General features: G+C 33.6%; 21 protein-coding genes. All 21 read right to left on the bottom strand.

Translation table 11 applies throughout. The features are described 5' to 3' along the window. Positions 1 to 71: 71 nt before the first annotated feature. Entirely contained in the window at positions 72 to 347 is a 276-nt protein-coding gene (locus LEP1GSC195_RS01680) for a type II toxin-antitoxin system HigB family toxin (RefSeq protein ID WP_232227618.1), read from the bottom strand. A gap of 302 nt (positions 348 to 649) precedes the next feature. Beyond that, on the bottom strand, positions 650 to 931 hold the full coding sequence (locus LEP1GSC195_RS01675; protein WP_015679786.1) for a helix-turn-helix domain-containing protein: 282 nt from the start codon (positions 929 to 931) through the stop codon (positions 650 to 652). After that, a complete protein-coding gene (locus LEP1GSC195_RS01670) occupies positions 928 to 1,311 on the bottom strand; it encodes a type II toxin-antitoxin system RelE/ParE family toxin (RefSeq protein WP_015679774.1) in 384 nt (127 codons plus the stop codon). Before LEP1GSC195_RS01670 ends, LEP1GSC195_RS01675 begins: the two co-directional genes overlap by 4 nt. A gap of 227 nt (positions 1,312 to 1,538) precedes the next feature. Further along, positions 1,539 to 2,780, bottom strand: coding sequence for a hypothetical protein (locus tag LEP1GSC195_RS01665; protein ID WP_040506204.1), 1,242 nt, complete (start codon positions 2,778 to 2,780; stop codon positions 1,539 to 1,541). A gap of 200 nt (positions 2,781 to 2,980) precedes the next feature. Further along, positions 2,981 to 3,418: a type II toxin-antitoxin system VapC family toxin gene (locus LEP1GSC195_RS01660; protein WP_015679783.1), complete on the bottom strand. Its 438-nt coding sequence runs from the start codon at positions 3,416 to 3,418 to the stop codon at positions 2,981 to 2,983. Then, positions 3,418 to 3,696 carry a type II toxin-antitoxin system Phd/YefM family antitoxin gene (locus tag LEP1GSC195_RS01655; RefSeq protein ID WP_035984056.1) on the bottom strand — a complete coding sequence of 93 codons (279 nt, stop codon included), beginning with the start codon at positions 3,694 to 3,696 and terminating at the stop codon, positions 3,418 to 3,420. The genes LEP1GSC195_RS01660 and LEP1GSC195_RS01655 overlap by 1 nt, the downstream gene beginning before the upstream one ends. Positions 3,697 to 3,988: 292 nt before the next feature. Then, positions 3,989 to 4,444 (bottom strand): hypothetical protein, encoded by a 456-nt coding sequence (locus tag LEP1GSC195_RS01650; protein WP_232227616.1) that lies wholly within the window; start codon positions 4,442 to 4,444, stop codon positions 3,989 to 3,991. 1 nt (position 4,445) lies between these two features. After that, positions 4,446 to 4,994, bottom strand: coding sequence for a type II toxin-antitoxin system antitoxin SocA domain-containing protein (locus LEP1GSC195_RS01645; protein ID WP_015679785.1), 549 nt, complete (start codon positions 4,992 to 4,994; stop codon positions 4,446 to 4,448). A gap of 379 nt (positions 4,995 to 5,373) precedes the next feature. Continuing rightward, on the bottom strand, positions 5,374 to 5,784 hold the full coding sequence (locus tag LEP1GSC195_RS19920; RefSeq protein WP_015679789.1) for an integrase core domain-containing protein: 411 nt from the start codon (positions 5,782 to 5,784) through the stop codon (positions 5,374 to 5,376). Between the two features lie 89 nt (positions 5,785 to 5,873). Continuing rightward, positions 5,874 to 6,368 (bottom strand): helix-turn-helix domain-containing protein, encoded by a 495-nt coding sequence (locus LEP1GSC195_RS01630; protein ID WP_232227614.1) that lies wholly within the window; start codon positions 6,366 to 6,368, stop codon positions 5,874 to 5,876. Between the two features lie 313 nt (positions 6,369 to 6,681). Further along, on the bottom strand, positions 6,682 to 7,410 hold the full coding sequence (locus LEP1GSC195_RS01625) for a hypothetical protein (protein ID WP_015679780.1): 729 nt from the start codon (positions 7,408 to 7,410) through the stop codon (positions 6,682 to 6,684). Positions 7,411 to 7,753: 343 nt separating this feature from the next. Then, a complete protein-coding gene (locus LEP1GSC195_RS01620) occupies positions 7,754 to 8,422 on the bottom strand; it encodes a YdcF family protein (protein WP_015679784.1) in 669 nt (222 codons plus the stop codon). 216 nt (positions 8,423 to 8,638) lie between these two features. After that, positions 8,639 to 8,833: a hypothetical protein gene (locus LEP1GSC195_RS01615; protein ID WP_015679773.1), complete on the bottom strand. Its 195-nt coding sequence runs from the start codon at positions 8,831 to 8,833 to the stop codon at positions 8,639 to 8,641. Next, positions 8,830 to 9,282 (bottom strand): PIN domain-containing protein, encoded by a 453-nt coding sequence (locus tag LEP1GSC195_RS01610; protein ID WP_015679771.1) that lies wholly within the window; start codon positions 9,280 to 9,282, stop codon positions 8,830 to 8,832. Before LEP1GSC195_RS01610 ends, LEP1GSC195_RS01615 begins: the two co-directional genes overlap by 4 nt. A 373-nt stretch (positions 9,283 to 9,655) precedes the next feature. Then, positions 9,656 to 10,429 (bottom strand): hypothetical protein, encoded by a 774-nt coding sequence (locus LEP1GSC195_RS01605; RefSeq protein WP_156827620.1) that lies wholly within the window; start codon positions 10,427 to 10,429, stop codon positions 9,656 to 9,658. A 212-nt stretch (positions 10,430 to 10,641) separates the two neighbouring features. Beyond that, entirely contained in the window at positions 10,642 to 11,577 is a 936-nt protein-coding gene (locus tag LEP1GSC195_RS01600) for a DUF6602 domain-containing protein (RefSeq protein WP_015679777.1), read from the bottom strand. 443 nt (positions 11,578 to 12,020) lie between these two features. After that, entirely contained in the window at positions 12,021 to 12,623 is a 603-nt protein-coding gene (locus LEP1GSC195_RS01595; RefSeq protein ID WP_004787835.1) for a tetratricopeptide repeat protein, read from the bottom strand. A gap of 493 nt (positions 12,624 to 13,116) precedes the next feature. Then, a complete protein-coding gene (locus tag LEP1GSC195_RS01585; protein ID WP_015679788.1) occupies positions 13,117 to 13,635 on the bottom strand; it encodes a DUF2262 domain-containing protein in 519 nt (172 codons plus the stop codon). A gap of 191 nt (positions 13,636 to 13,826) precedes the next feature. Continuing rightward, positions 13,827 to 14,672 (bottom strand): hypothetical protein, encoded by an 846-nt coding sequence (locus tag LEP1GSC195_RS01580; protein ID WP_015679769.1) that lies wholly within the window; start codon positions 14,670 to 14,672, stop codon positions 13,827 to 13,829. 332 nt (positions 14,673 to 15,004) lie between these two features. Continuing rightward, entirely contained in the window at positions 15,005 to 15,511 is a 507-nt protein-coding gene (locus LEP1GSC195_RS01575; RefSeq protein WP_040506202.1) for a hypothetical protein, read from the bottom strand. A gap of 139 nt (positions 15,512 to 15,650) precedes the next feature. Next, a partial coding sequence (locus LEP1GSC195_RS19330; protein WP_051122338.1) for an IS481 family transposase occupies positions 15,651 to 16,200 on the bottom strand: 550 nt, incomplete at its 5' end.

The following is a 16,200-nucleotide window of genomic DNA, read 5'->3' as shown; positions in this document are numbered from 1 at the left end:
CACGCGTAGACTTCAATCTCGGAGAGAGCATCTAAGTGATCTTTTTGATTTTTAATAGGTTTAATGTTCATTTAAATCACCTCAGCATTGATTTTGTCATATTGTTCGTGAGTTCCTATAAACCTTATAAATACAGTTTGTAGGTTATAATGAATCTTCACAATTAATCTGTATTTGTTTCCATGTATATTGAAAACGATTCTATTATCCTTGAGGAAACTAGCATTTCTGTATTTTTCCTTAATATCGGAAGGAGATTTCCAGAAAGCTTTCGAAGTCTCTTTAAACCAAACTTCGATCGGAATTTTGGAGTCGGAGTATTTGGGAATAGAGTAGAAATCTCTCAATATTTTTCTAGAAATAACCCTCACAAATCAATAAGCACATGTTCCCGAATCGGTAACAACAACTTTTTTGCCTTTTTAGCGAGCATGGACGCTCGCAATTTATTAAAATAGTAGCGCCCGAAAATTTTCGCATAACGAACTAGACTTACCGAAGTTCCCCGACCCTGAGTCCCGACGGGACGTTAGGGACTGGCATGTAGCTTGCGTACGCAAAGCGAATGCCAGAAGGGGAATTTGCCGGAGGCCGAGCGAGGCCTTGTGCCGAAGCGTAGCGGTAAGTCGCTGTTATACGACGTCTGAAACTAAGCCGAAAGTTTTCTGTTTTTAATTGATATCTCTAAATCTAACGCATGACATACTTTTAAAAAAGTAGATAAATTGCAATTTACTCCATTTTCAATTTTCGATAATTGCTGCTGTGTAACATGTGCTTTTTTCGCTAGATCAGATTGGGATAGTCCTTTTTTTTCTCTCAAAGATTGCAGTTCAATAGAGATATTAACAAGTTCTTTCTCTTCTTCAAATTTTTCCTTAAAAGATTTACTTTTTAACTTATTATCTAAATGATTCTTTAACGATCTCATAAATTTAACTCCTTTAAGATTTTTTCTGTATATTTTTGTAAGAAAGATTCTCTTCTTTTAACGGCTTTATTAATTTCTGCTTTAGGAACTTTATCCGTATTTTTAACAAATTGATTCGTAAGTATTATATAATATTTATAACAAAAGAAATATAGAATTCTAATTTGTGATCCTGAAAGTTTAATTCTTAATTCATGAATTCCGTCAATTAACAGGTCAGCGTATGGTCTAGGGAGATTTGGCCCTAACTCCGCCAGTTTATCTAACCAAGCGAATATTTTTGCCTGATTCCTTTCATCCTTAGAATTGATAAAAATCTCTATTTCGGAGGGTTGATTCTCTTTTTCAGTAAAATAAAGAATTTTCCATTTCGTTGACACAGTTCACATTACATCATAAATGACGTAATGTCAATCCTTATTTATGATACAGAATATATTTTTTCAGATGTCGTATAACGAACTAGGGGAGACGACGTTTCCCGACCCTGAGTCCCGACGGGACGTTAGGGACTGGCACGGAGTTTGCGGATGCAAACGAGTGACAGAAGGGAAATGTGGCGCAGCCCAAGCGAGGCCTTGTGCCGAAGCGCAGCGTTTCCCCGCTGTTATGCGCCGTTTTTCTTTGGTAAATGAAACGATATTACAGCCAAATCAATAATTCTGTTTTTATCATCGTTTAGATTGAATTTATAATTAAACCAGGTTTCGTCAGTTAGTTGTAATTCTTTCTGAAAATTGGGATGTTTATTAGTTATTGTATTTAGCTTTGATAGAATTTCCGAAAATTCATTATTTTGGACAAAGTTTATTATTGCTACCTTTGAATTTCTCCAAGTTAAATATCCTAGTAATTGATCGATAGTTTTTAGAAATGATTTTTCACCTTTCCAGTATTTACATTCCGCTATGAATACTACACTACTATCGTATCGCAATGAGATATCGGTTTTGCCTATTTTATTAAAAGTTTCCCCACCAGCACTTCCTAGTTCAAAATTTGGGTCAAGGATAAGTAATATATGGTCTCTAATATCTTCCTCACTTTTCCCTTTATATGTGGAAGGCATTCTTTCGAAATTTTTTCCTACATCGTTTATAATTTTTAGTATCTGTCTGTAACTATTTTCATCTAAGGCAGGTTCAGGTTTGAATCCATCTTCATTAACGATAGGTTTTAGATTTATTTTCTCTCTTAAAAGAGGTTTTGAAACAGAAAATGTATTAGGAATATCATCTTTTTTTATAATTTTAACACCTAATGATGCCAGTAGGTTATTTTTTTGAAGGACTTGTTGTTTTCTTGATTCGATATTAGCCCGAATGAAAGTTTCTAATCCTAAATTGAAAGACTCGCAGTTTTTACGAATATTTTCATAATTACATAGTAAGTTTTGAATTTCTTTATTGTATTGATTTTTAATTTTTTCCGGTTCTGGATAAAATTTTATAATTTCGATTAAGAAACATTTCTCTTTGATATTGATATTTACTTCATAAGACATTAATGTATAAGGATTTGGTACTAATTGTAAAAGATTTACGTTTCCTTTGTAGGGAATATGGAATATTATTACTTCCTTTCTAAATGTTTTTCCTGGATCTATCAGCATAAAATCATGTTTTGGAAAATCATGGCCGGAAACGTTTTTTTCGATTGAATCGGCGTATACTTCTTCCAGTAAAATCTCAGGGATATCCAGTAAATATTTACTTAGGAGATAAGTAGTAAACTCTTCAATGTTTACATTCAAGATATATGAGTCCGTTTGTGAATTAACTTCTCTTGTGATTATTTCTTTGTATTCACTTACATATGTATCAAATTTTTTTTCAGTATATAGTTTCATAATTTTAATTAGTGAAAAATGGCGCATAACGAACTAGACTAACCGACGTAGGCTGGCCCTGAGTCCCCGGAGGGGACGTTAGGGATTGGCGCGACGCTTGCGTAAGCAAGAGGAGTGACAAAAGCCTATGTGTCGGAGACCGAACGAGGGCGCAAGTCCCGAAGTGAAGCGGTTAGTCGCTGTTATACGAAGGTTCGCATTTACTTCCAATTATATCTTCCGATATTTAAACCATCTTTTTTAGCTGCAGTTGCTAGATTATCGTCCGCGCTGAGAAAGAAAGTTTCTTCTTCTAATTCTCTGAATAGAAGAATCGCCGAAACGAGGTGAATAGCGTCGAAGCCTCGAAGTAAATATTTTGAATGAATTCTATCTAATTCAGAATTTATTGTATGATCTACGTTAATTTTGACAAGTTGATCCCAATCATATCTAAATTGTTTTATAATTGATTCTTTTGTTTTATCAGAGAACTTATCAATCTTTTGCTTTTTATTGATTGTGCCTAGAATTTCAGAATAGCCAACTTGCGAAATAGCAAGATATCGGTTTTCCTTCCAGATTTTTAATACAGTATCGGAAGCAAATTCATCAAAGTATTTTTTTACAAGAACGCTTGAATCTAAATAAAAAAACATTAACGATCTTTAAGTAATATATCAGACGCAGACATTTTTGACTTTGTTTTAAGCGGAGTAGTCGATTTACTTTGCTTATCTTTACTTGGAAGTTGTATCATGCCTTTCTCAGCTAAAAGATACATCTTCTCAATAGTAGATTTTTGTTTGATTGGTTCTTTTATTAGTCTAGCAATTGGTTTTCCGTGATCAGTAACGATTACTTCGTCTCCTAGCCTTGCTCTATCGAGATATTCGCTAAGTTTTGCTTTTAAATCTCTTACTCCGACATAAATCATTCTTTTGACTCCGAAATTGTGGTCACAATTGTAGGATAATGGTTACTTTTAGAGAAATCAAGACGAAAAAATTGCATATTTAGGCTTTTCTTTGTTTAAATAGAAATTTGCGAACTTTCGTATAACGAACTAGCGGAGACGACGTTTCCCGACCCTGAGTCCCGACGGGACGTTAGGGACTGGCCACGTAGCTTGCGTATGCAAGCGAGTGCCAGAAGGGAAATGTGCCACAGGCCAAGCGAGGGCTAGTCCCGAAGCGAAGCGTTTCCGCGCTGTTATACGCTGAAGTCGCTTATCGATTTTTTTTTGGTTCTGGCAATTCTTTACATATAGAATTGTTTATTAAAGAATTTCGAATTAATTTTAGATGATAAGGTGAAACTGTTTGCAAGTTCCAATATCCCAGATAGATCAAATGCATATCATCGTTTTCTATTTTCCCCATTATTTCAATTTTGTCTTCATGTGGTTTTATTTCTGCATTTTGTAAAGAGAAAATAGGCTCATTGAAGTAAATATAACATTCTTGAGTAAAGAATGGATATTTTTCTTTAGTTAGATTAAAGTATTTATTATCTTTGATTTGATCTAGTTTGATACTAGTTGTAGTTGTTAATAACAATATTTCAAAATCGGTATCGATTTCGCTTGGTGTTCTTAGACATACTAGCCATCTAGCTTTTTGATCTCCTCCATATCTTTTAAATATGAATCCATCCCATCTAGCTGAATCTTTTACTGCAAACATACTAATAGATATTTTTTAATTCTTTATATATAAGGAAATTATCTGCTTTATTAAGTAAATCATCATCAGATTCAAATTCCTCTTCGAATTTCATTAGCTGATTTTCTCCACGTTCGTAGTAAGCTTTTCTCCAAGACAGAATATCTTCATGTGATTTTTCTGACATATCATTGGCATTGATGTATTCTTTGGAATACTTATGGATTAGATTACGCATTAAGTTTACTTCTATTTGAGAAAAATAGTCCAAATCAAAATTGTTTTTAGATTTTATAAGTTTAATAATGTTTCCGTTAAATGTTTCATCTTCTACTGTAAAGGTTTCAAAAGTGTTTATCTTTTGAAATTCACTGTAAATTTCGTAAGGCACAGGCCCTCGTTTCATTGCTTTATAATCTAAGGATAATGAAGGAATACCATTAAGTTTGAGGGACTCAAAGTCAAAGAAAGCAAGTAGCTTATATAGAAAAGTTTGGGATAGATACCTATTAGTATTTTCGTGATGCTTTGAAGCTAAAAACGAAATGGCATTTTCTGTTTTTTTATTCATTTTTGTCTTCCTAGGTAATTTATCGGAAGCAGAGAAGATATCTGTTTAGACGATATTTTTTTAGTCAATTGATTGTCTACCTATCTAAATGAGATTCTATCGCATTTAGTGCACAATCTGATTTTAAGCATCTTTTGAGGCATAAATTGCGGTATGACTTCAAGACATGGGTAACGTTCATGCGTCAGGAGAAGGGTAGTACTTTTTAGTAACCTTCCTTGGTTTATGAACTTTATATGAATTGGAATCAGGATTAATCAAGAATAAATTTTGATCGAGATTACCTAACTTATTATTTCCGAACCAAATAGAAACGGAATCGAATTCTTTTTTAATACCGACATTAAACCCGTTAAAAGGATTTCCGATCATGATGAGATTAATTGATGTAACCGCGATCGTTAACATGTCTTTGCTTGAATCCAAACGGATAGGCGATTAGAAGTTCAGCGTTCGGATCAAAAAGTTTTTCCGATTTAACATAGATTTGTTCTGGAGTTTTCATGTTAAGAGCTTCGTGTGGTCTTTCTCTATTGAATTCAATTCTCCATTTATCGAAGAGTTTTTGGAAGAGAGTGATGTTACCAACGATTTCATGTTGTAGTTCTCGAGCCATGTCTCTATGCATTCTTTCATGAGCGCCATTTTGGTAAGGTTTACCTGGTTGAATGCGATCGAGCTTGATACCTAGAGAGAGCCACCAAACAGAGAGTTTAAGTGAGTCCCCAAAGAGACTGCATAGAAGCGAAAGGCGGTCCGTTGTCGGAGCGAATGATTTCTGGTAATCCATAGATCTTAAATAACCTAATAAATTCAGCTTTAACGGAAGGAATATCGCCTTTGGAAAGGGTCTTAATGGATAGTATGTATTTAGAAAAATCATCTCTGACTGTGAGAGGATTTTATTTTTTCCCTGTCCGGAGTATACCACCATCCTTTGAAGTCAACGGTCCAAATATGATTCGGATGGGTGGCTTTCTCGGGCATAGAGATTCGTTGTCCTGAATTAATTGGTCTTCTATTCTTTTTTTTCTCAAGTAGGCCTGCCTTCTTAAGAATGCGTTCAACGGTAGATCTGTTAGGAGGTCTTCTATCTGGGAATTTAGCTTTATAGAGTTCGAGTATTTTCTTAGCACCCCAGAACTTCTTGTTATTTTTGATCTTAATGATTTCTAGAATTGTTTCTTCTGCAATCTTAGCGGGAGAGTTCTTAGGAGTTCTCTTCTTATCCAGAAGACCATCTCTCCCTTCCTTCAAGAACCTTTCTTTCCACTTGTATCCACACTTAGTAGAGATGCCATACTGAGCACAAAGCTGAGTAAAATTGACGTCATTCTGGAAGCTATCCAGAACAAATTGAAATCTTAAATCCACGGTATTATTCTCCTTCCAAGGCATCCCAAAGCCCTCCTGTAAAGGTGATCTAAAGGGATTAGAAACCTGAAAGTGTTACCTATGTCTTGCTACAAAAGTGTTACCCATGTCCTGAGGCATACATTGCGACTTTTGCGTATAACGAACTAGACTAACCGACGTAGGCTGGCCCTGAGTCCCGAACGGGACGTTAGGGACTGGCCACGACACTTGCGACGGCAAGGGGAGTGCCAGAAGTCTATGTGTCGCAGACCGAGCGAGGGCGAAGTCCCGAAGCGAAGCGGTTAGTCGCTGTTATGCGAAGTAATTTCTTTTAAAATGCAATTCCTGCGTAAATAGAGAAAAAATGGTAATTTCTCGAATAGCCATTTTTATCTTCATTAATATCTTTTGTATTTAAATATGTGCTAACTAAAGCCATAGAATATCCAGGATCAAAAGTGTAATGCTTGTTTACTTTCCTCGTACTTAAATAGCCCAATTCAAATTCTGTTCCGATAATAAGGTTCGAGAAAAACTCTTTTCTGTATCCTAAACCAATAGAAGCAAAAGGCCGATCAGAGAAGGCTGTTGTTTTTTGGTAAGGAATTATTTCTAATGAATTATTCATATTTGTAGAAATTAGGTTTTCCGTGTATTTATATCCCTTTTCAATTCCAAGATTTATACTAGCATAGAAATTATTCCAAAAAAAGTATTGTGATCTTAAGATTAGTTTTTCTTGAGTTAAATATTCAGATTTTCTATTTAATGTTAATTGATTCTGTCTAGAGATGGAATTGATGAAATATTGTTCACTGTTCTTGTTTGGACTATTGTATGATACACCTAAATAGAAATTATTGAAAAGTCCATACATAATAGTCAAATACGATTCACTTGTTCCGTAAACGCTACTTTTCTGATTTAAGTTGTTTGCGTAAATAGGTGTATAATATATATGAATTTTTTTCCGCTCAGGGTCGCCTTCGCTATATAGTGGAATTGTAAGAATCCAAAATAGAATATATGTAAAATTTTTAAATTTATATTTAAGTTTCATTTTATCCTTTTAGTTTGAAATTATTTCGCATAACGAACTAGACTAACCGACGTAGGCTGGCCCTGAGTCCCGAACGGGACGTTAGGGACTGGCCACGACACTTGCGGATGCAAGGGGAGTGCCAGAAGCCTATGTGGCGCAGCCCAAGCGAGGGCTTGTCCCGAAGCGAAGCGGTTAGTCGCTGTTAAGCGCAGTTACTTATTATTTGATTCTTATATATTCAGTTTAATTTAAAAAAAACTTTCTATAAAGTCTTTAATATTCAAATGTTAATTTTAAAATTCTTTTTCTTTGACAAAATTAGAAAGAGATTAATTTCTTTAGAGTAATGAATTTATTAATTTCATTGAAAAAGATGCAAATTGTAACCATTTTCAATAAGTGAATTGTAAGCTTTAGTAATATGATCAGGAATAATTGTTTCTGATTGAAAACCAAATTTAGGATACTCGATAATCCGTTGTAGGTCACCGACAATTTCATTAATAATCATAAAAAGATTAATATGAGAATGCGGAGCATCAGATATAGAATAAATTGGTGAAGAAATATAAAAAATTCCTTCATTCCATTGTTTATCTAATGCTAATTTAATTCTTAAAGTCATAGAAGGTTTTTGAATAGCTAAGATTTTATCAAAATTAAGATTCAAAGAATTAAGAAGTTGTTTAGTAAATTGAATGTTTTCACCTGTGTTGGTAGATTCATTTTCTATAATTATATTTTCTTCTGGAATATTTGAAGATAATGCCAATTCTGCAAAGGATTCTGCTTCTGATTTAGGGAAAATATGTTTTGTGAAGAAATTTAAGCCTCCTGAAAACAGAATATAATTAGCAAAACCTTTTTTGTAGAGATCAATAGCATATTTTGCAACTCTCAGATCATGACTACATAGAACAAAAATAAGATCTGACTTCTGGATATTTTCCTGAATAGAAAGAAAATTCCAAATAGAATTAGCAAATTCTAAATCTTCTTCAGTTATTTTTTTGTGATTTTCAAAAATCATTTTAAGTAATTGCGCTTAACGAACTAGACTTACCGAAGTCCCCTGACCCTGAGTCCCGGAGGGACGTTAGGGGCTGGCACGTAGCTTGCGTATGCGAGCGAGTGACAGAAAGGGGATTTGCCGTAGGCCGAGCGAGGCCTTGTGCCGAAGCGTAGCGGTAAGTCGCTGTTATACGACGTTTTTTATATTTATGAAAAATTGCTAATTTAGAAGGATTTATTTTTTGAGATTTTCCATAGCAAGTTTGCTGATTTCTTTTACAGAGTTTTTTTCCCAAAGATTTTTTCTCCACTTTGTATAATCGAATTTTTCTCCTTGAATTAAGGCGAAAAACCTTTCTGCATCAACAATGTCCATATTTTTCAATAATAAGTTCATTCCTTCTACTCTAAGTTCTGTATCGGTTTTCATAATTCCTCCAGGATACTAACAAATTCAATTGGATTTATCAAAATGATGCTATTAATTAATCCAAATTTTTTTAAAATTCCTCTGTCTGTTGTTAGAAAGTAATCACATTTTTCAGAGATTGCACATGCAATGTGTAAAGCATCTAATGATTTTATTCCGAGTGAAGAAATGGATTCAGCATTTTTCAATATTTCATCATTTTCTACAACGTTAGATACAGATAATTCTTCCCATTTTTCAATTGCTATTTGTTTATCTAAGTAAGGATTTTGATCATTTTCAAACTTTAAAATGTATGACCAAATTAATTCAATTTGCTTGTTTTTGATTGCATCCTGTATGAAAAGTTTGGCTAGCGATTCAATTTTAATTTTGATGTCATCTTGATTGTCGTATGGACGGTTAAAGCAACAATTGTCTAAATAAACTCTAAATTTTCTTTTACTCATAAATCAAGGAAAAAGGCCACTTTAGTACTGAAATAGTAAACCTAAGAAACAGTATTCTTGTAATAAATTGATCTCAAGCTTTATTTTGAGTTAGTAAAGTCGAAATTTGAGAGAGATTTAGAGAAGTTTTGTTAAATTTGAGAAAATTTGGTATTTTTTAAACCTCAGAATTAATCTTCGAATTAATTTTAAAAAATGTCGTATAACGAACTAGACTTACCGAAGTTGTCCGACCCTGAGTCCCGGAAACGGGACGTTAGGGACTGGCATGTAGCTTGCGAAGGCAAGGCGAATGCCAGGAGGACAATTTGCCGTAGGCCGAGCGAGGGCTTGTCCCGAAGCGAAGCGGTAAGTCGCTGTTATGCGAAGTTTTTTATTTAACTTCGTAGCTATCGTAAATAATAATCCAGTCTCTAACTTCTTCGCAAAATTCCTGAAATCGAAATTCTAGTGTTTTTTTGAACAGGCCAATGTCATCATCAATGTTTGGATCGTCAATGCTTCGAATCCTTTCGTTATTTACAAAAGGTTGTTTGTCGTAATTTTCAGCTATTAATCTAACTTTATCAACTATTACGATCCATTTTAAAGTAGGTTTTGCCCCTAGAGTGTTTGCTAGCTGTAATGTGTTTTTAAAATCATCATATCTTGTATGTGCTGTAGCTAGCGCAAATTTTAGGCTCAAGAATTGAGTATCATGTTTTTTTAATTTTTCCACTGTTTTATCGAGCCATTCTATACTTAAGGTCGATCTATCTACATGTGTAATTGGTGTTTCATGACCGAAGACCCTTGTGCGATTATATGAATCTAACAATGAAGCTAGTAGTGAATTTAGAGTATAAGTGCTTTCTGTGATTAGTCTGACTTTTGGAATAATTGTTACTAAGAAATAGAATATACAGGCAGAAATAAATCCTACAGAGAGATCATTAGTGATTTCGATCGTTATGCTTGATGTTAGTATATTTTCTATAAACGTGTCGTTTAGACCACGGAGTATTGGAAATTTTATTCTAATTAAAATAAGAATTTGAAGACTGATACAAAAAAGTATAAGAATCAATCTGTCATTTTGATCTGTTTTGAAATGCATTTTAATATGTTTAAGCATATTTTGATTTGAATCTTTTTTTGATAGTTTCAATTTTTAGCTGAAAGTCATTCAAGGGTTAAAAAATTTCGCATAACGAACTAGACTAACCGAAGTAGGCTGGCCCTGAGTCCCGAACGGGACGTTAGGGACTGGAACGACACTTGCGAATGCAAGGGGAGTGCCAGAAGCCTATGTGTCGCAGACCGAGCGAGGGCGAAGTCCCGAAGCGAAGCGGTTAGTCGCTGTTATGCGTCGTTTTTAAGTTAATAGTTAAAATTATTAAACTCATCCCATCCATAGATTTTTTCAGATTTACTAATTTCTTCGAAATTATTATCTAATTCTTTAGTTATTATATCGGAGTATTTATAATTTTCCCAAAATCTTGGCCTAAATGTCGAGCTTGAATATATTGAGATATTATTAAAATAGGTTGCTACTCTTTGTAAACTCTGGTATTGCCATGAGAGTTTCCAATATAATTTAGATATCAACATAGCCAATGGAAGAATTTTTTTATCGATATCTAGAATATTGTTAAACCTATTGTAACCTGTAATTGTGCTAATTTTTTTCTCATCACCTTTAGTATTAATGTAAGATGTACGGTATGCTTCCCATGTTCCAAGATTTGAAACACAAATTAGATCGATCATTTCAATTGGTGAATTGATTATTTTTTCATCAAGGTTATAGATTTGGTCTTCTAATAATAATTCTGGATCTACTTTTTTGTTACTAAATTCATAGGAATGAGCTAAGATTCCATAGATAATACCGCTATTTAATTCTTTATAAAAGTTTCCTTTTCTTTTTGGATAAAGATTTTTGATTTTTATTGTATTTTGAAATATTTTTTCTAAATCTCTAATCCGAAGAGTGTTTTTACATTCGAAAGCAGCTAAAACTCCATTTGAAAAATATAATTTCTTGTTAAGAAGTATTTTAGGATAGTCAGGGTGTAAAACTAGTATATCAACTTGAGGGCTTGTTTCATTTCTTTCATTGATTATTCTTCCCTTCGTAATTATTTTAAATGAATCAGGAAGCCAATCTCTTAATATTTCAGCCCAGTTTTCCTCTCCTTGATCGCCCGCAGTTCCTGGATCTTCTGAAGTACGTTTATATATTCTAGAATATTCCGATTGGAGTTCTGAATAAAGTTGGGAATAAAATTCTTTGTATTCATGATTAAACATATATTTTTTTAAAAATGACGCATAACGAACTAGCCTTAACGACGTAGGCTGACCCTGAGTCCCGAACGGGACGTTAGGGACTGGAACGACACTTGCGGATGCAAGGGGAGTGCCAGAAGCCTATGTGTCGCAGACCGAGCGAGGCCTCGTGCCGAAGCGAAGCGTTAAGGTGCTGTTATACGCCGGTTGTTTTTATCATTTTGAAAATTTTAATTTAGTTCAAAAGATTAATGTAATTTCATTTTAATGGTTTATTTCTTTTTATATTGGGTCGACGATTTCGTTAGCCACATAGGAAAATCTTTTCTATTTACAAATGGGAGCTGGCCTATATAAAGAGAACTTTTTGCGATCCAAGTTGCAGATTGATCATAGCTATTGTGATACTTCTTGAATTATCGGAATTCTAGACGATTAAGGAAGAAGAAATTGATTTTGAACTTCTATCGAATCTCAATTTTCTCTTTGTTTGCGAATAAATACATATTAGCAATTTTTATTTGCTCAATAAATCTAGACTCATTTTCACATCTGGAAAGGAATGAGAGAAAGGCGCCAGCCGCATTATTTACGTCTTTTAATTCAGAATAGCATAACCCAATAGCATAAACTAAAGCACAAGGGTCCTTATAACCACCCTTCTCAAGGCCCTCGAGTAAATATGGTAGTGAGTCTTTATAGTTTTTTTCATTAAAATATATTACACCCAAATTAGCATAGTTTTCGCCTTGAGAGTTATCAAGCTCAATTGCCTTTTTTATATAAAATTTTGTCATTTCTAAATTACCTAACTGTTGATAAGCAACAGAAATCATTATTAAATACCCGCTCTTTGAAGAGGGGTATTTTTTCATCAAAATTTCAGAGTATTTTATTACTTCAATATAATTACCCTCATCAAAAAGTTGTTTTAGTTTCAATGCTTCAACTTCGCGCTCATCATTTTTGCAAAACACTAATGCAAATAAAATAATAGTTATAAATGTTTTTGTTAAATATATTTGAAATTTAGTATCCTTATTTCTCATTTTTTGCTTATTTCTCATTTATTTTGGTTTTTATTCTTAATTAAGATCATATTTTTTCTAAGTTCTAGATTCCAAAATGAAAAGGGATATTTGTTCATCGAGACTTACTGATAATGATGGAAATTCAAATTTTTTAAATATTTCTATATGACCTTACAAAGTGTATAAAAAAATTTGGTTTAGATGTTTAAAGGATTAATAATCTTATTCTAATTTTAAACGAAAAATTTGCAACTGGCGTATAACGAACTAGCTAACCGACGTAGGCTGGCCCTGAGTCCCAACGGGACGTTAGGGACTGGAACGACACTTGCGCAGGCAAGGGGAGTGCCAGAAGCCTATGTGTCGCAGACCGAGCGAGGGCGAAGTCCCGAAGCGAAGTGGTTAGCGGAAGTTATACGTAGTTGCGATATTATAGTATTTATTTTTTTTGATTTTATATTTCTTGGTTCGGTCTTTTTATTCTATTTTAAGAGTAAATATTTACCGTAAATATATGATTTTCATTAGCCTAACCAGTTAAGCAAATTTCTTTAATTTTTTCTTTATATATTCGAACTTCAATATCATGTCCTAAAAAGAGTTGATTATCATTTAGAAAGACAGAATAAGAATTGTTATAATTGAATGATATCTCTTTTATTTTATATATTTTGAGTGAAATATCCATTTTTTGAAATATTGGCTCACCTAAAGAAAGCCAAGATTTGTTTTTTAATTCTAGAACTGCGTCGATAATTTTATCTAAATACCGTTCCTGGTTTCGGAAAAATTCTGCAAGTATAGAGTTTATGTTTTTAATGTAATTGGAAATTTCTGTTTCATTGTTGGGAGAAAAATGAATTTTAAAATTGTTTTCCTTAAATTTATAATTGCAAGAACAGAGAATTATATCATTATTTTTGACATTTTTATCATTGTTCGATAATCCCAGTTCTTTTTGAAAATTAGGATCTATCCACAGGCTTATAAGTTCAATTTTGCTGTATTCAATCTTGAAATCTTCTTTGTTTAAATTTAATGATTTCATTTTTTTTTCGCAATTACGTATAACGAACTAGACTTACCGAAGTTCCCTGACCCTGAGTCCCGGAACGGGACGTTAGGGACTGGCACGTAGCTTGCGCATGCGAGCGAGTGACAGAAAGGGAATTTGCCGCAGGCCGAGCGAGGCCTTGTGCCGAAGCGTAGCGGTTAGTCGCTGTTATACGGCGTAAATTATTAAGGAACAATCCAAGAAGATTGCATTTTCGATTCAACTTTGAACATCGAATCGATTTCTCTTTGTACTGCGATAGGAGTATCTGCAGAGAGTTTTCCTTTAAAATCAGATGAATATCTCGTGATAGAATTATTTATTAGATTGTGTAGTTTGTATCCTAAAGTTGAAATGAAAGTTTCGCTTAGGATAATACTTTTATCAGCAAATTTTTTTAATTTTGAATTTTTTTGAGAGTCTGGTCTTGTTATCGTTCCACCAGTGTGTACTATAGAGTGTCTAAGTTGCCAAATTATTTGCAATTCTTCTATTTGATCCTTTGTGTAAAAGTCAACTCCTTGAGTTAATGCACGGAAGGCGTGACTAACTTTATGAGAGTCATGCCATATATGGAGGCTATCAGCAAATATTGTTCCTACTTGCGCAGGCTGTCCTCTATAGGCTGTTAATCGAAGTGAGTCTATCTCTAAACTTTGTATATCTTTCAATCTCTTTAGGAATTCAGATGGTACAAAGTTGTCTAAATATACACTATATTCAAGACATTTTGAAAACAATGACTTTTGGAATGTTTCAAATTGACCCATTATTGTTGGTAGAATGGATAAGATAATGATATTTAAATGTCTCTGTGCTTCAACACCCATTTTTTTATCGGCATTTTTGGGAAACTTAGTTTTGCAATAATCTACAGCATAGTGCGATATACATAAAAAATTTAAAAATGTTTTAACTGGATAGTCATAATAATCAGACATTTTACCGAAATCAGCGCTATTGGATTCAATTATATAATCTTGAATTTTTTTCCTTGGCCTTCCTAGTTGCATTTTCTTTTTTGCTACCATTTTTTTCCTATTTCCTTTTATTTATGCCGTATAACGAACTAGACTAACCGACGTAGGCTGGCCCTGAGTCCCGAACGGGACGTTAGGGACTGGAACGACGCTTGCGTAAGCAAGAGGAGTGCCAGAAGCCTATGTGGCGCAGCCCAAGCGAGGGCGCGTCCCGAAGCGAAGCGGTTAGTTGCTGTTATGCGCTGGTTTGGGGGCTTTTATCAATTTTTTTATTACATAAAAGTTATGAAGTTTAATTCTTCATAACTAAAGAAGAATTTTTTTAAATAACTGAATTTTAATAAAATTAGCTTATCTAAAATAAGATCTATGTATTATTGAAATTATTTTTTTGTATAAATTGGAAAGTTATCAATTTCTTTCAATTGTATTTCAAATTTATCAATATTGTTCAGTGATTCGTCTCGCTCAAGAAATTTTTTGAAATATATTTTTGCTCTATCTGAACAGTTATCAATCTCGTTTATTATGAATTTTTCTAACTTATTTCCAAGAAGGATTGAAGAATGATTTATTAAGATTAGAAATCTAATATTTTCTCTGAAATCGTTTGAAAAATCTTCCATACAGTGAAAAAGCAATGAGGATGAAATATATTTACTATTTTTTTTGAATATTGCATATTCAGCTAGGAAACCGCTGAAGCCAAGAAATTTCCGTTTTAAGCCTTTCGGTAAACTGTTTCTGAATATTTCTTTGGTAGAGGTATTTAGATTTCTGTAAGATATAGTAAAATTGAATAATTCATCATAAATTTTTTCTGATTGAGGTCTAGATTTAGTGTTTATTTGATCTAGTGTTTTAAATTCCTTAAGAAATAATTGATTCATGTGCAAAGCTTATATACTAATTTGTTTGTTCTATTGTTTGAATAATAAAGCAATAAAAGATGATATGTTCTTTTGAAATTTATCTATTACCTTCTTGAGAGGAATAGATTCCGGTATGACTTCAAGACATGGGTAACGTTCATGCGTCAGGAGAAGGGTAGTACTTTTTAGTAACCTTCCTTGGTTTATGAACTTTATATGAATTGGAATCAGGATTAATCAAGAATAAATTTTGATCGAGATTACCTAACTTATTATTTCCGAACCAAATAGAAACGGAATCGAATTCTTTTTTAATACCGACATTAAACCCGTTAAAAGGATTTCCGATCATGATGAGATTTCCATTGTAATTGATGTAACCGCGATCGTTAACATGTCTTTGCTTGAATCCAAACGGATAGGCGATTAGAAGTTCAGCGTTCGGATCAAAAAGTTTTTCCGATTTAACATAGATTTGTTCTGGAGTTTTCATGTTAAGAGCTTCGTGTGGTCTTTCTCTATTGAATTCAATTCTCCATTTATCGAAGAGTTTTTGGAAGAGAGTGATGTTACCAACGATTTCATGTTGTAGTTCTCGAGCCATGTCTCTATGCATTCTTTCATGAGCGCCATTTTGGTAAGGTTTACCTGGTTGAATGCGATCGAGCTTGATACCTAGAGAGAGCCACCAAACAGAGAGTTTAGTG

The sequence above is a fragment of the Leptospira wolbachii serovar Codice str. CDC genome (assembly GCF_000332515.2).
Lineage (GTDB): Bacteria > Spirochaetota > Leptospiria > Leptospirales > Leptospiraceae > Leptospira_A > Leptospira_A wolbachii.
The sequence above is the reverse complement of the archived record's forward strand: the minus strand, read 5'-3'. Positions and strand labels throughout refer to the sequence as shown.

Bases quoted from the DNA above. Each gene is read 5' to 3' on its own strand.
- LEP1GSC195_RS01675 (WP_015679786.1), bottom strand. From the start codon at position 931: ATGAGATCGTTAAAGAATCATTTAGATAATAAGTTAAAAAGTAAATCT.
- LEP1GSC195_RS01665 (WP_040506204.1), bottom strand. From the start codon at position 2,780: ATGAAACTATATACTGAAAAAAAATTTGATACATATGTAAGTGAATAC.
- LEP1GSC195_RS01660 (WP_015679783.1), bottom strand. From the start codon at position 3,418: ATGTTTTTTTATTTAGATTCAAGCGTTCTTGTAAAAAAATACTTTGAT.
- LEP1GSC195_RS01655 (WP_035984056.1), bottom strand. From the start codon at position 3,696: ATGATTTATGTCGGAGTAAGAGATTTAAAAGCAAAACTTAGCGAATAT.
- LEP1GSC195_RS01650 (WP_232227616.1), bottom strand. From the start codon at position 4,444: ATGTTTGCAGTAAAAGATTCAGCTAGATGGGATGGATTCATATTTAAA.
- LEP1GSC195_RS01645 (WP_015679785.1), bottom strand. From the start codon at position 4,994: ATGAATAAAAAAACAGAAAATGCCATTTCGTTTTTAGCTTCAAAGCAT.
- LEP1GSC195_RS19920 (WP_015679789.1), bottom strand. From the start codon at position 5,784: ATGGATTACCAGAAATCATTCGCTCCGACAACGGACCGCCTTTCGCTT.
- LEP1GSC195_RS01625 (WP_015679780.1), bottom strand. From the start codon at position 7,410: ATGAAACTTAAATATAAATTTAAAAATTTTACATATATTCTATTTTGG.
- LEP1GSC195_RS01620 (WP_015679784.1), bottom strand. From the start codon at position 8,422: ATGATTTTTGAAAATCACAAAAAAATAACTGAAGAAGATTTAGAATTT.
- LEP1GSC195_RS01615 (WP_015679773.1), bottom strand. From the start codon at position 8,833: ATGAAAACCGATACAGAACTTAGAGTAGAAGGAATGAACTTATTATTG.
- LEP1GSC195_RS01610 (WP_015679771.1), bottom strand. From the start codon at position 9,282: ATGAGTAAAAGAAAATTTAGAGTTTATTTAGACAATTGTTGCTTTAAC.
- LEP1GSC195_RS01600 (WP_015679777.1), bottom strand. From the start codon at position 11,577: ATGTTTAATCATGAATACAAAGAATTTTATTCCCAACTTTATTCAGAA.
- LEP1GSC195_RS01595 (WP_004787835.1), bottom strand. From the start codon at position 12,623: ATGAGAAATAAGCAAAAAATGAGAAATAAGGATACTAAATTTCAAATA.
- LEP1GSC195_RS01585 (WP_015679788.1), bottom strand. From the start codon at position 13,635: ATGAAATCATTAAATTTAAACAAAGAAGATTTCAAGATTGAATACAGC.
- LEP1GSC195_RS01580 (WP_015679769.1), bottom strand. From the start codon at position 14,672: ATGGTAGCAAAAAAGAAAATGCAACTAGGAAGGCCAAGGAAAAAAATT.
- LEP1GSC195_RS01575 (WP_040506202.1), bottom strand. From the start codon at position 15,511: ATGAATCAATTATTTCTTAAGGAATTTAAAACACTAGATCAAATAAAC.